The sequence below is a fragment of the Hyphomicrobium sp. 2TAF46 genome (assembly GCF_052114865.1).
Taxonomy (GTDB): domain Bacteria; phylum Pseudomonadota; class Alphaproteobacteria; order Rhizobiales; family Hyphomicrobiaceae; genus Hyphomicrobium_B.
The window spans coordinates 40810-53054 of record NZ_JBFRFO010000011.1 but is presented as its reverse complement, the minus strand read 5'-3'; the positions used below and the strand labels follow the sequence as shown (position 1 = coordinate 53054).

15 protein-coding genes are annotated in these 12245 nt (G+C 58.2%); 9 read left to right on the top strand and 6 right to left on the bottom strand.

The features are described 5' to 3' along the window. Nucleotides 1-128: 128 nt before the first annotated feature. On the bottom strand, nucleotides 129-455 hold the full coding sequence (locus AB4Z24_RS20100; RefSeq protein ID WP_441711049.1) for a hypothetical protein: 327 nt from the start codon (nucleotides 453-455) through the stop codon (nucleotides 129-131). A 54-nt stretch (nucleotides 456-509) separates the two neighbouring features. Between AB4Z24_RS20100 and AB4Z24_RS20095 the strand changes: the two genes are divergently transcribed. From AB4Z24_RS20095 to AB4Z24_RS20075, 5 genes are read left to right on the top strand one after another with little or no spacing between them, the layout of a single operon-like run. After that, a complete protein-coding gene (locus tag AB4Z24_RS20095; RefSeq protein ID WP_441711047.1) occupies nucleotides 510-851 on the top strand; it encodes an ArsR/SmtB family transcription factor in 342 nt (113 codons plus the stop codon). After that, nucleotides 848-1303: an SRPBCC family protein gene (locus tag AB4Z24_RS20090; protein WP_441711045.1), complete on the top strand. Its 456-nt coding sequence runs from the start codon at nucleotides 848-850 to the stop codon at nucleotides 1301-1303. The genes AB4Z24_RS20095 and AB4Z24_RS20090 overlap by 4 nt, the downstream gene beginning before the upstream one ends. A 34-nt stretch (nucleotides 1304-1337) precedes the next feature. Then, nucleotides 1338-1574 carry a hypothetical protein gene (locus AB4Z24_RS20085; RefSeq protein ID WP_441711043.1) on the top strand — a complete coding sequence of 79 codons (237 nt, stop codon included), beginning with the start codon at nucleotides 1338-1340 and terminating at the stop codon, nucleotides 1572-1574. Further along, nucleotides 1574-3088 carry a sodium:solute symporter family protein gene (locus AB4Z24_RS20080; protein ID WP_441711041.1) on the top strand — a complete coding sequence of 505 codons (1515 nt, stop codon included), beginning with the start codon at nucleotides 1574-1576 and terminating at the stop codon, nucleotides 3086-3088. Before AB4Z24_RS20085 ends, AB4Z24_RS20080 begins: the two co-directional genes overlap by 1 nt. Nucleotides 3089-3106: 18 nt before the next feature. After that, nucleotides 3107-3760, top strand: a complete 654-nt coding sequence (locus AB4Z24_RS20075; protein ID WP_441711039.1) for a pyridoxamine 5'-phosphate oxidase family protein — start codon at nucleotides 3107-3109, stop codon at nucleotides 3758-3760. Between the two features lie 46 nt (nucleotides 3761-3806). Here AB4Z24_RS20075 and AB4Z24_RS20070 read toward each other — a convergent pair whose 3' ends face one another. From AB4Z24_RS20070 to AB4Z24_RS20050, 5 genes are all read right to left on the bottom strand, one after another. Beyond that, nucleotides 3807-4244, bottom strand: a complete 438-nt coding sequence (locus AB4Z24_RS20070; protein ID WP_441711037.1) for a DUF3617 domain-containing protein — start codon at nucleotides 4242-4244, stop codon at nucleotides 3807-3809. A 13-nt stretch (nucleotides 4245-4257) separates the two neighbouring features. Further along, nucleotides 4258-4902 (bottom strand): hypothetical protein, encoded by a 645-nt coding sequence (locus AB4Z24_RS20065; protein WP_441711035.1) that lies wholly within the window; start codon nucleotides 4900-4902, stop codon nucleotides 4258-4260. Between the two features lie 78 nt (nucleotides 4903-4980). Then, nucleotides 4981-5670 carry a response regulator transcription factor gene (locus AB4Z24_RS20060; RefSeq protein ID WP_441711033.1) on the bottom strand — a complete coding sequence of 230 codons (690 nt, stop codon included), beginning with the start codon at nucleotides 5668-5670 and terminating at the stop codon, nucleotides 4981-4983. After that, a complete protein-coding gene (locus AB4Z24_RS20055) occupies nucleotides 5667-7151 on the bottom strand; it encodes an ATP-binding protein (RefSeq protein WP_441711032.1) in 1485 nt (494 codons plus the stop codon). Before AB4Z24_RS20055 ends, AB4Z24_RS20060 begins: the two co-directional genes overlap by 4 nt. 4 nt (nucleotides 7152-7155) lie before the next feature. Further along, nucleotides 7156-7659, bottom strand: coding sequence for a hypothetical protein (locus tag AB4Z24_RS20050; protein WP_441711030.1), 504 nt, complete (start codon nucleotides 7657-7659; stop codon nucleotides 7156-7158). A 387-nt stretch (nucleotides 7660-8046) separates the two neighbouring features. On the opposite strand from AB4Z24_RS20050, the gene AB4Z24_RS20045 reads away from it, so the two are divergent. The 4 genes from AB4Z24_RS20045 (at nucleotide 8047) to AB4Z24_RS20030 (ending at nucleotide 12076) form a co-directional block, all read left to right on the top strand. Beyond that, on the top strand, nucleotides 8047-9906 hold the full coding sequence (locus AB4Z24_RS20045) for a methanol/ethanol family PQQ-dependent dehydrogenase (RefSeq protein WP_441711232.1): 1860 nt from the start codon (nucleotides 8047-8049) through the stop codon (nucleotides 9904-9906). A gap of 219 nt (nucleotides 9907-10125) precedes the next feature. Next, entirely contained in the window at nucleotides 10126-11034 is a 909-nt protein-coding gene (gene moxJ, locus AB4Z24_RS20040) for a methanol oxidation system protein MoxJ (protein WP_441711028.1), read from the top strand. Between the two features lie 54 nt (nucleotides 11035-11088). After that, nucleotides 11089-11670, top strand: coding sequence for a cytochrome c(L), periplasmic (moxG, locus tag AB4Z24_RS20035; RefSeq protein WP_441711027.1), 582 nt, complete (start codon nucleotides 11089-11091; stop codon nucleotides 11668-11670). A 100-nt stretch (nucleotides 11671-11770) separates the two neighbouring features. Further along, nucleotides 11771-12076 carry a methanol dehydrogenase gene (locus AB4Z24_RS20030; RefSeq protein WP_441711026.1) on the top strand — a complete coding sequence of 102 codons (306 nt, stop codon included), beginning with the start codon at nucleotides 11771-11773 and terminating at the stop codon, nucleotides 12074-12076. Nucleotides 12077-12245 lie beyond the last annotated feature (169 nt).

The window sequence follows — 12245 nt, the reverse complement described above, 5'->3', positions numbered from 1 at the left end:
AGAAAACGTTACAGGCAAGAGCCAATGCCAGCCGCCCACGTGCATTCGGTGCATGGTGTGTGTGTTGCGGGCGGGATCGTTACAATCGCAACTGTGCATTCCGAAGTCAGCCAGCGGCGGCAACAGCCTTAGGTGACACTTTTGAACAAGTGATCGCCGATCGCCTTTTCTCCGGAGCAGCACGCAATAAGATCATCGCCAGAGATCGACCTGCCATCGCCAAACTGGATCGCGACGTTCGATTGCCCATCGGCAATCAGCCTGCAGGCTTCCTCCAACGCTGCGGAGAGGTCCGGATGTTCACTGCCTATCGGCACCGGCATTGCGCCGAACGTGACGAAATATGCCATGATATATTCTCGCTCCATCAGCCCAACGATGATCCGCCTGATGCGTTCCGGCGCCCTCCACCGGATCAACAAGTTCTGCGCCGGAGGAATGGCCACGTCGGGCATAATGCCTAGCTCTGGCGGCTTGACCCATTTGCGGGCTTCGTATAGTTCAACGATATGGTTGAACGAGACGGACAGACACTCGATCGGGTCTTTCACGCGCTTGCCGATCCGTCGCGACGAGCGATCCTTGGCCAGCTCGCCTCCGGCCAGCGCACGGTGAGCGAACTCGCCGAACCGTTGCCCATGTCGCTGGCCGCAGTTTCCAAGCACATCAGGGTTCTCGAACAATCCGGTCTCATTCAGCGCTCGGTGCAATGGCGCACGCACGTCTGCCGCTTGAACGCGAAGCCGCTCGCAGATGCGCAGAAGTGGCTAAGTTTCTACGAGACATTCTGGAACGAGCGTTTCGATTCCTTAGAGGACCTGTTTCGCGCGAAGAAGAAAAACAAGAAATGAATGCGCCGGCCAATCTCGTTTTCAAACGTCTGATCCCGGGTTCGCCCGAGGAGATCTTCGAAGCATGGACGCAGCCGGAGCTGATGCGGCAATGGCTCGCTCCGGGCGACAACAAAGTCATCGACGCGCGCACGGACGTGCGCGTGGGTGGCCGCTTTCACATTCATTCGACCGCGCCAGACGGCACCTTGCACGCCATTGACGGCACATATCGCGAGCTCGAGAGCGGGCGGCGCATCGTCATGACGTGGAGCTATTCCGGCCCCGTCGAGCTTCTGTGCGAAATGGAAACGCTGCTGGAGATTGATTTTATGGCGGCGCCCGGCGGGCGAACGGCGATGACCGTCGTGCAAACGCGCATCGCCACACCGGAAGCTGCCCACGGCTATCGCGAAGGTTGGCCCACGTGCTTCGAGAAGCTCGAGCGCTCGTTCGGAGTAAGAACGCAATAACAGCAAAAACGAAAATGATTGGGGGGAATGCCGAATGTCGTTGGTCCGGAAAGATCGCCCTGCTGCACTCCCGCGTTGGGTCGCGGCGTGGTTCATCGTTGATGCCATCGTAGCATTAGCGCCGCCCCTATACTGGGCATTCGACGGCGACAGAATACCATTGCTCGGCGTGCCGGCGGCCGTTCTCTACTTCATAGCCGTCTCGACCTGCATCGCGGCCAGCATCGTTGCGGCCTACCTTGCCGAAGTTCGTGTCGAGGAGGCTGGCTGATGCTCATCACATTTGGATGCATCGCGATCTTCTTCGCGCTCATTGTCGTCATTTTGCAGCTCAGCGGCATCCGCGACCGCAACTTTACGGAATATGCCGTCGGCGGCCGATCCTTCGGCGCCAACTATCAGGCGATGTCGTTTCTCAACACATGGTATCCGGGCGCCATGTTCACGGCATTTGGTGGCATGGCCGCAAGCGCCGGCGTCATATCGTTCTACGTTTTATCGTATAGCCTGCTCACCGTCGTGCTGATGTATCTGATGGCGCGGCCCGTGTGGGTGTGGGGCAAGACGTTCGACCTGCGGACACAGCCCGATCTTTTAGCCCTCCGCTTCGATTCCCGTCACATCAAAACCATCGCGGCCGTGATCGGCATCATTTCGGGCATCCCTTGGCTGGTGCTCGGGATGCAGGCGCTCGGCACGCTGTTTCAACAGATGTCGCTCGGCGCGCTGTCATTCTCAGAGGCCGTTATCGTCGGTGTCGCGATCATTGCGCTTCGCCAGATCTGGACCGTGCGCATGGGGATGCGAGGCGTCGTGATCTCGGACATGGCACAGGGCATCGCCGCCTACATCGGCGGCGGCGCGATACTCGTCGGGCTGATCGTCTGGATGATCGTCTCGCAAGGCATCACGTTCGCCTCACTCGATGCCGGTAAATTCGCTATTCCCAGCATCGGTTCGAAGGAAGGGCCGCTTTACGTTTTCAGCCTCATCCTAACCGGCACAATCGGCGGCTGGTGCTGGCCGTATATCTTCGTGCGGCTGTTCACGGCCGACGGCGTCCGCAGTCTCAAGAAATCCGCCGCGGTTGCCGTCCCGTTATCGTTGGTGTTCGGCGTCGCGCTGCTGGTCTTCGGGATGCTCGGCTCGCAAGTCGGTGGCGTCAGCGCAGAACCCAACAATGTCTGGTTCATCGTCAGCAAGGAAGCGGGCGGCCTCTGGCTGCTTGGCCTCGCCGGCGTCGTCGTGCTCGCGGCCTCGATGGGCCACACGGACGGCAACATTCAAGCGACCGGCGCGCAAATCGCCAACGACCTCGTCGGCAACTACAAGAAGCTCGATCAGGCTCAGCTCATCATCATCGCCAAGCTCGGAATGCTGGGGCTGACGCTCCTCTCCTCCTGGCTCGCGTGTCTTGAATTGCCGGCGCTGTTTCAGCTGGCCGTCCTCGCATACCAAGGCATCATTCAGCTCGCCGTGCCGCAATTCCTCGGGATCTTCTGGAAACGCGGCAACAAGTACGGAGCGATTGCCGGGATGACGGTCGGGTTCGCGGTCGCCGTCGTGCTGGAACTCATCTACCCCGGATATTTGCCTTGGGCCTACGGTCTCACATCGGGCGCGGTGGCCCTCGCCGTTAATCTGGCCATTTATGTTGCAGCGGCCTATCTGGTACCGCAATCACGTGAAGAAAAGGAGCGCATCGAGAAACTGTTTCAATTGGTCGAACAGCGCTCCTCCGTTACCGGCGATCTCGTGCCGGGCGCCCCGCCCCAGGTCGCGTAACGCATTGGGAGGACCACGATGAGCGACACGGACATCTACTCCGGCTGCCATCGCGAGATTCAGGCGCGTTATGGCCAGCGTGCGCTGGCCGATCGCACGGCGGAGCTGATTGTTCACTCGGAACTCACCGACCAGGACATCGCCTTTATCGAGGAGCGCGACTTTTTCTTCCTTACCAGCGTCGATCCGGGCGGTTATCCGACCGTTTCGTATAAGGGAGGTGCGCCCGGCTTCGTAAAGGTCGAAAACAACGAGCTCGTATTTCCCTGCTACGACGGCAATGGAATGTTTCTGTCGATAGGGAACATCTCAGCCGACCCGAAAGTCGGACTTCTGTTCATGGATTTCGAGCGGCCGCGCCGCCTACGGGTGCAAGGTTTGGCGCGCCTCGATGAAAGCTCAGCGCGCGATGCATTTCCAGGGGCGTTGCTCCTCGTTCGCATTACGCCGCAGCAGATTTTCGTCAACTGTCCGCGATACGTGCACAAGTACACGCGCACCGAGACGTCCAGATACGTACCGAAGGCGGACGGATCGGCGCCGCTTGCACAATGGAAGCGCTTGCCGGCGGTGTACGATACGCTCTCGCCGGCCGATCAGGCGGAGGCAACGCGAGAGGGCGCAATATCAATCGAGGACTATGGTCGCAAAGTGGACGCTGGCGAGGGTTGAGCGTCGCCGCGATCCGCGTGCATGGTTCGGCGCGCTAGCGATTGGTTCACGGTTTGCACTCAGGCCCCAAATATTTCCCGTCGACGATCACGCCCATGTGGGAAACACCCTGCTCAGGCGGATCAAAGGTCATTTTTGACACGGCGCGATACCACGTCGAGAAATCTCCCGTGAGGACAGTGCTCGTCTTCTCAGATCCGGTATCGGCTTTGCATTCGACATCGACATAGAGTTCGTCGGCGAGCCGCTTGACCTTCGATACGCGGCAATTCTTGTCTCCGACGCCGGGGACGATCCCGTCCGCCGGCGTGACGCAGGTTTCGAACGTTTTCATGCCGATGCTGTCTGCGACCGTCGTCAGCTGCCAGCGTCCCGGCTTTCGAACCGGCAGCTCATCGGCGTGAGCCGACGTCACCGTCGCTGTGGCCGCCGCGACGGAAACGCAGACAACGGCGAGTGAAACGCTGCAAAAGCGTATCGACAAAATCGCGCTCATCTCAGTTTGATGAAACTTTCGGTGGGTCGATCTTGATATTGTGAACGATCATAAACGTCCCGTCGAATAGACGCTTGTCGGGCTCGGTCACCGGCGTCACGATGTTGCGTGCCGGCAAGCCGGTTTCTTTATCGATGTAGACGCTTTGCTGGTTCGGGACGGAAACGGCCGTAAGACGTGGTCCTTTTTCCTTTGAGTCGGCAGCGAGAGGCGTGGCGAGCACGCCTTGATAGACCGCATAGGTCTTGCCCTCGAACTCCTTGTCTCCCGCGCATTTGTATTCGGTCGCTACCTTCGGTGCCTCAGAGACCGTCTCCTTGATCTGATTAGCGACCGTGGCTGAGAACGCTTCGGGAAGCTCGGCCCAGCCGCCACCTTGGTTGGACCAGGCCTGCTTGCCAATGACGATCATCTCCATCGCCGTTCCGTCGCCACCGAGCGTCACCTTCTGATGCATGCGGTCCGGCAGAACGTAGTCCGCACTCATCTTTAGACTTCCGTCGGCGTTTTTGATCGTTGTTTCGAGCCGGAAAGACTTGGCCGCGCGCAACTTCGCGAATGCGGCGTCGACCTGTTCCTTGCAGCTTTGTTCGGCGAAAGCGGGAGCGGAGGTGAGTATCAGAAGAGTGGTCAAAAGCGCGCGCATGGCATATCCAGTTTAAATTATTGAGAAGACCGGCGAAGGAATCGCGCGAAAGCAAATGCCAAGTCATGGCAATTTATTCTACCAATTCTTCCCGACCTTCGATGCGGCGACGGGCCGATCGCCCAGTCTTTGGCCTGCCATCTCTGGCAGGTGGTCAATTGCGATTCGCATGAGTTCAGGAAGCGATTTGACGCCGAGTTTCGCTTTGATCTGCGAGCAGGTGTTGGCAATCGTCTTGTAGCTGACGTTCAGCTCCTCGGCTATTGCCGTATACTGCTTGCCTTGAGCGATCAGCTCCAGCGTCTGAAGCTCGCGCAGCGTCATCACACTCAATGGATTGGTCCGGCCTTTCGTCTCCATCACTGCGATTGCCGATGCGATCGCGTGGCTCAGAAACGGCTTGCCCTGACGGACGGCCTGCAGCGCCTTGACGATGTCGACAGATGATGTGTCCTTCAGGATGTAACCGTTGGCGCCGAGCCGCAGCGACTGGCTGGCGATCATTGGATCTTCGTGCATCGTCAGCACCAGGATGGGCGTGTGCTTGTCGTGGACCCGAAGCCGCCTGATGAAGGTCAGCCCGACAAGAATTCCCTTCTTGATCGCGAGATCGATGATGATCACGTCAGGTGTTTCGCTTCGATAGGCGCGGAATCCTTCGATCAGATTGGAAGCGAGCGTAATGTCGACGATGCCCGCGTCTTCCAGAACCCGGCGACAGCCCTGGAGAACGATCGGATGGTCGTCGATAACGAGAATTTTGGTCATACGGATGCCCTGTTGGCTTCAACCTCGGCGCGCCTTTTAAGATCGCCAGATAATGCCGGAATTTTTATCGATAGAGTCGTTCCATGCGGCTCATGGCCTTCGACGACGAGGCTTCCTCCGGCGGACAGCACCCGCTCGCGCATGGCCGATAAACCGAAACCCGCCTGCGTACCAGGCTTCAATCCGCTTCCGTCATCACTTACGCGGAGGCTGATGAGGATTGGTCTATTCCTGCCGGCCGTATTTACGGTGTCCGGTTCCTCCCTAAGCTCGACCACGATATTCGATGCTTGACCGTGGCGAATAGCATTCGTCAGAGCCTCCTGCGTCGCGCGATAGACGATGAGATCAGTTTTGTTGCCATCGGCCTTTGCGAAATCACCCACGGAGGAAACAATACGCACGTCCGGATGACGGCGTTCGAAATCGCGGATCAAATCCTGGATCAGGGCTGGCAACGGCACCTTGCCGATGGAAACCGGATGCAGACGTTTGAGCAGCGCCCGGTTCATCACCTTCAATCGGTCGGCTATCGATAAGATCTCGTCCGTTCGCTTGGCGATCTGACTTCCGTCTTCCTTGCTCAATCGGCTCGCGAGCCTCGCGACCGATTCCGCATTCGCCGTGATTCCAAAGAGGCACGGTCCCGCTTCGTCATGGAGTTCGCGCGCAATCTCGCGTCGTTCCTCCTCCTGAACGGACTGAATTTGGCGATAAAGCTCGCCATTTTCCGCGCGCGCTTGATCGAGCGACGCAGCAAGAGAATTGAACTTTCGCGCTATGTCTGCGACCTCTCCGACCCTCGGAACGTCGAGACGCTGAAACCGCTCGCCTGCTTCGAGGGCCACCAAGCCGCGAGCGAGCGCAACGAGCGGATCGAGGATCCAGCCGAGGACGAAATAGAAAACTGCCACGAGCAACACGATGGCGACGATCGCGACAATGGCTAAGGCGGAGAGCTCGCGCCATTTCTCGGCAATCTCATCGTCGGGATCGCCCTTGAGAATGAGTGATCTCTCGCCTTTCGGTATGAGGATCAAGCGAGAGTGGTCGTTGCCACCCTTCGGCATCATCAGGTCTTCGAACCAGTCAGGCGTCCGGTCGAGTGTTGGATCTTCGTCTTCCAACGTCCGTTCGGGCTTCAGTAGCCTCGGTGCGACGCCTGGATCTTGCACGTAGACGCGCGCATGCCGCAGATGCTGCACCTCTCGGGACACCAAGTAATCGAGATCGGCCAGCCTATTCTCAGCTGCGATGCGCTGAACCAGTTCACGAAGATAGCCTTCCGCAAAATCGATCGATGCGTCGATTTCAATGTCGACGGCTTTGCGTCCGTTGAAGACAGCCACTGTACCCGCGACGATCGAAGCAAGAACAAGCAATGTCGAAATTGCGAGCACCACCTGGTTGCGGATAGAGTGGCCGAGCCACACCTTGTCGGATAACCGGCCGACAAGAGCGGCTGGCGATGGCGTAGACATAACTTTAGCCTCCCGCGCCGTAGCGTTTGGAGAGTTCGTCGAAAGCGCGTTCGCGGCTTAATCCGGCTTTTCGCATGTTGACGTATTGCTGTCCGGCTGCGCCGAAACTCTCGATGCGTCCGGGCGCGACGACCCTGGTGAGCCCGGTAATCAGCACGCTCGCGGTTTCGTCGCTCCCTTCCTCCTTCAGCATCCGTTCGAGCTGAACGGCGCGGTTGGCAATCATCCGCGGGGAATCCTTGAATCTGGCCGATGCTTCCGCGAGCGACTGGCGAAGTTTATCGGCATCGTCCGGGGCGAGCTTCGCACCCGATTTCTTCTCGCGCGCGATCAACCAATCTCCCGGGGCAGTCTCGTCCTGCATCGAGAGCCAATCCGTTTGCTCGACTTTCGTGAGACCGGATTGCTTTTCGCTGCTTTGCTGGCGTGGCTGCTCGTCGCTGCAGCCGGAAAGAAGCAATGCGAGGACGATACCTGAGAGCCTCAGAGCTGCCGGCGCCACGTTCACGATGGAGGTGCTTTCAAAGCTGATTGAGCCTAAGGCGGTGACTTATGGCAGACGGGCCCGGCAACATCCAGGTCAACATCTGCAGCGTTCTTTGCCAAATCTTCCCGCCCATATTTGCCGCTCAATCTGAAGACCACTCGTAGTTACATCGTTACGGTCCGGCCCCGTGCTGAATGCGAAAGTATCGGACCACCAGCGATCCGGACGCACGGTACGAATCGAAGGGTGGAAAAGGGGTCTCGATCGCCCGTTATCCGCTCGAGCCTCAAGGGATCGCGCCGGTACGAACCCTCACAGGGTTAACCGGCACTATCCGAAAAGAAAAAGCTGGGTTTGGAAACGCGAGGTTAAATGGGCATGAAAAAAGTCGTTGGCACATCGATGCTGATGTCGGCGTCCTGCATGGCGATCGCAGTCGCGCTGCAGCTGGGCGTTGCATCCAGCGCTCACGCAAATGACAAGCTTATCGAGCTCTCAAAGAGCAAAGAAAACTGGGTAATGCCGGGTCGGAACTACGACTCGAACAACTACAGCGAAGACACTCAAATCAACACCGAGAACGTCAAGCAGCTGAAGCACGCGTGGTCGTTCTCGACTGGCCTGCTCCACGGCCATGAGGGTGCCCCTCTCGTCGTCGATGGCGTGATGTACGTTCACACCTCCTTCCCGAACAAGACGTTTGCTCTCGACCTCAATGATCCGGGCCATATCCTCTGGCAGCACAGCCCGAAGCAAGATCCTGCTGCTCGCTCGGTCGCATGCTGCGATCTCGTGAACCGCGGTCTCGCCTACTGGCCGGGCGACGGCAAGATCCCCGCTCTGATCATTAAGACGCAGCTCGACGGCCATCTTGTTGCACTCAATGCAAAGACGGGCGAAGAGTACTGGAAGGTTGAAAACGCTGACATCAAAGTCGGCCAGACCGAAACTCAGGCTCCCTACGTCGTGAAGGACATCGCGATCGTCGGTTCGTCGGGTGCGGAACTCGGTGTTCGCGGCTACACGACCGCATATAACATCAAGACTGGCGAACAGCTCTGGCGCAAGTACGCGACCGGTCCTGATAACGAAGTCGGTATTGGCGACGATTTCAACAGTGCCAACCCGCACTACGGCCAGAAGGGCCTCGGAACGGCAACCTGGGAAGGCGACGCCTGGAAGATCGGCGGCGGCACCAACTGGGGCTGGTATGCTTACGATCCGGCTGTGAACCTCATCTATTACGGGTCGGGCAACCCCGCTCCGTGGAACGAAACGATGCGCCCGGGCGACAACAAGTGGACCATGACGATCATGGCTCGCGATGCCGACACCGGCCAGCTGAAGTTCGGTTATCAGAAGACGCCCCACGACGAATGGGACTTTGCAGGCGTCAACGTCATGATGCTCTCCGAGCAGAAGGACAAGGATGGCAAGGCTCGCAAGCTTCTGACCCATCCGGATCGCAACGGCATCGTCTATACGCTCGATCGTGAAAACGGCGACCTGATCTCGGCCAACAAGCTCGACGATACGGTCAACGTGTTCAAGACGGTGGACCTCAAGACCGGTCTCCCTGTTCGCGATCCGGAATATGGTACCCGTATGGATCACAAGGCGACGGAAGTCTGCCCGTCGGCCATGGGCTACCATAACCAGGGCCACGACTCCTACGATCCGACCAAGCAGTTGTTCTTCATGGGCATCAACCACATCTGCATGGACTGGGAGCCCTTCATGCTTCCGTACCGCGCAGGCCAGTTCTTCGTTGGCGCAACGCTGTGGATGTACCCGGGTCCGAAGGGCGACCGTCAGAACTATCTGGGTCTCGGTCAGATCAAGGCCTACAACGCCATCACCGGCCAATATAAGTGGGAGCACATGGAGCGCTTCTCGGTCTGGGGCGGCACGCTCGCGACCGCAGGCAACCTTGTGTTCTACGGAACGCTCGATGGCTTCATCAAGGCTCGTAACTCCGACACTGGCGAACTGCTTTGGAAGCACAAGCTGCCTTCAGGCGTGATCGGCTACCCGATGACGTATGAGCACAACGGCGTCCAATACATCGCGATCATGTCGGGTGTGGGCGGTTGGCCGGGCGTCGGTCTGGTGTTCGACCTTCAGGATCCGACGGCTGGTCTCGGTGCAGTCGGCGCCTTCAAGAACCTCCAGAACTACACGCAGATGGGCGGCAGCGTCGAAGTGTTCTCACTGGATGGCAAGAACCCCTATGACGACGTGAACGTCGGCGAGTACTCGAAGGGCTAAGTGAAGTTCGCGGTTGCGGCATCCGATTGTTCATCCGATGCCGCAACTGCCTTCCCACTGTCTTGATATCTGAGACGTGTGCCCGGGCTAGACGGCGGTTGACGATTTCCGCTCAGCTACGGCGCAGACACTCTGCAGGAAGAGCTCGTAAGCCACACGATTCCGACTGTTCGATCGTTGTGTTGCGGCGACCTCCGAAGTTGAAAGGTCATTGTCATCATGAATCGCCCGCTCCAAAGAGATCATCGCATCGGCCGCGTACTCACGAGCGTCCAGCTCACGGCGGCAATCGGCATCACCGCCTTCGCAATTTTCTCTGCGGGACCCTTGCGCTCTGAGCAAGCGGCCGTCCCTGCCGCCGGCAATGCATCAACGCTTCGTATCTGCGCGGCGGCGAAAGAGCTGCCCTACTCGGCCAGCGACAAATCAGGCTTTGAAAACAAGATTGCTGAAACTCTTGCCACTGCGATGGGACGCACGGTGGAGTTCGTATGGTCGGATAAGGCGGCGATCTACGCCGTGCGCGACCAACTCGACAAAAAGCTTTGCGACGTCGTTATCGGCGTGGACACTGGCGATGAACGTGTCCTGACCTCACGTGCATACTATCGCGCGCCTTATGTCTTTGTTCAGCGCAAGGATTCCCCGCTGAAGATCGAGGACTGGAATAGTCCCGACCTCGCGAAGGCACATCCGATCGGCTTCGTGCAGGGAAGTCCCGCCGAGGTCATGATCACCAAGCTCGATCTTTACAATGACAATATCAACTACGTCTCGTCATTGACGAACTTCAAGGACAAGCGAAACACATACACGCGTATTCCACCTGAGCGCATGGTTGGCGAGGTCGCCGACAAGACTGCAGCTCTTGCCGTTGCATTCGCGCCCGAGGTCGCTCGCTACGTCAAAGCCAATGATGCCCTGAAAATCGTAGTCATTCCGGACAACAACGTTCGGTCGGATGGACTGCGCGTGCCGCATCACTTCGATCAGTCCTTTGCCGTGCGGAAGGACGACAAGGATCTCCTTGCCGCCATCGATGCGGCTTTGCCGAAGGCTCAGGCGCAGATCGAGACGATCTTGAAAGACGAAGGTGTCCCCTACGTGCCGCCGACGCCGCGTACATAATTCGTTTTCGGCGATGGTCGCCGGTGTTCAAGGGAAGTGGAAGAGAAATCACATATGAAATTTGCGGTCATGGCAGCGGGGATTGCTGTCTGGGTATTGGTGGCGGGCGGACAAGCGGCGTTCGCACAGCAAGACTTCAGGAACACGGTGACAGGTGATGTTCTGGACGTCGACGGCATCGCGCCGAAAGAGGGAAGAGACACGCCGGCGGTTAAGAGCTTCCTGCAGACGGGCGTCGACCCCTACGTGGAGGTCAAAGGCTGTCTGCCGAAGGGCGAAGAAATTTATCTCGAATCCTGCTCGGGCTGCCACGGACACATCGGAGAAGGAAAAGTCGGACCAGGCCTCAACGACGCCTATTGGACGTATCCGAAGAACACGACGGACAAAGGCATCTTCGAGACCATCTTCGGAGGCGCGCAAGGGATGATGGGCCCGCACGGCCAAGATCTCGAACTGGATGACATGCTCAAGCTCATCGCCTGGATCCGGCACATCCAGAAGGATGACGTCAAAGATGCCGACTGGCTGACGCCGGAGCAGAAGAAAAATTTCAAATCATTCCACATCGAAGAATGGGAAAAGACGGGCCGCCCGGCCGCGCAAAAGGAGCAATGCAAGATTTCCGGAAACTAGCACAACAACCGACGCAGCGCTGTCTCGTGGGTTGGCTGGTACGGAACAACAAGGGTGAGTGAAGCCACCCGATCGTAAATAGAAAGATGGAGGAAAGCCTATGAAGACGATTGCACTCCCATTGATCGCCGGCACTGTCCTTGCCTTTGCAGGCCTTGCTGGAGCTATGGCGCCCGCAGCTCTTGCCTACGACGGCACGCACTGCAAGGCGTCGGGAAACTGCTGGGAACCGAAGCCTGGTTTCCCGGAAAAGATTGCAGGCTCGAAGTACGATCCGAAGCACGATCCGAAAGAACTGGCCAAGCAGGGCAACTCGATGAAGGCTGCTGAAGAGCGCAACAAGCTGCGCGCCGATAACTTCAAGAAGACCGGCCGGTGGGTCTACGACGTCTCGAAGATCCAGTAGGCAGAGCCGGAACTAATCCTCGGATCTTGCTACGCTTGCAGGACCGTCACTTCCTCTCCGAGGTAACTGGGGTGCTGTTTCGGCAGCACCCTCCTTTTTAGGTTGTGAAATGACGTCCCGCCGCTCGGCCGGCCGGAGCACGTCTTGTTATGTTTGGGAAGCAATAATA

What these genes read in the sequence shown, in the direction of transcription:
- AB4Z24_RS20100 (WP_441711049.1), bottom strand. Translation starts at nt 455, where the DNA reads ATGCCCGACGTGGCCATTCCTCCGGCGCAGAACTTGTTGATCCGGTGG.
- AB4Z24_RS20095 (WP_441711047.1), top strand. Translation starts at nt 510, where the DNA reads ATGGTTGAACGAGACGGACAGACACTCGATCGGGTCTTTCACGCGCTT.
- AB4Z24_RS20090 (WP_441711045.1), top strand. Translation starts at nt 848, where the DNA reads ATGAATGCGCCGGCCAATCTCGTTTTCAAACGTCTGATCCCGGGTTCG.
- AB4Z24_RS20085 (WP_441711043.1), top strand. Translation starts at nt 1,338, where the DNA reads ATGTCGTTGGTCCGGAAAGATCGCCCTGCTGCACTCCCGCGTTGGGTC.
- AB4Z24_RS20080 (WP_441711041.1), top strand. Translation starts at nt 1,574, where the DNA reads ATGCTCATCACATTTGGATGCATCGCGATCTTCTTCGCGCTCATTGTC.
- AB4Z24_RS20075 (WP_441711039.1), top strand. Translation starts at nt 3,107, where the DNA reads ATGAGCGACACGGACATCTACTCCGGCTGCCATCGCGAGATTCAGGCG.
- AB4Z24_RS20065 (WP_441711035.1), bottom strand. Translation starts at nt 4,902, where the DNA reads ATGCGCGCGCTTTTGACCACTCTTCTGATACTCACCTCCGCTCCCGCT.
- AB4Z24_RS20060 (WP_441711033.1), bottom strand. Translation starts at nt 5,670, where the DNA reads ATGACCAAAATTCTCGTTATCGACGACCATCCGATCGTTCTCCAGGGC.
- AB4Z24_RS20055 (WP_441711032.1), bottom strand. Translation starts at nt 7,151, where the DNA reads ATGTCTACGCCATCGCCAGCCGCTCTTGTCGGCCGGTTATCCGACAAG.
- AB4Z24_RS20045 (WP_441711232.1), top strand. Translation starts at nt 8,047, where the DNA reads ATGTCGGCGTCCTGCATGGCGATCGCAGTCGCGCTGCAGCTGGGCGTT.
- moxJ (WP_441711028.1), top strand. Translation starts at nt 10,126, where the DNA reads ATGAATCGCCCGCTCCAAAGAGATCATCGCATCGGCCGCGTACTCACG.
- moxG (WP_441711027.1), top strand. Translation starts at nt 11,089, where the DNA reads ATGAAATTTGCGGTCATGGCAGCGGGGATTGCTGTCTGGGTATTGGTG.
- AB4Z24_RS20030 (WP_441711026.1), top strand. Translation starts at nt 11,771, where the DNA reads ATGAAGACGATTGCACTCCCATTGATCGCCGGCACTGTCCTTGCCTTT.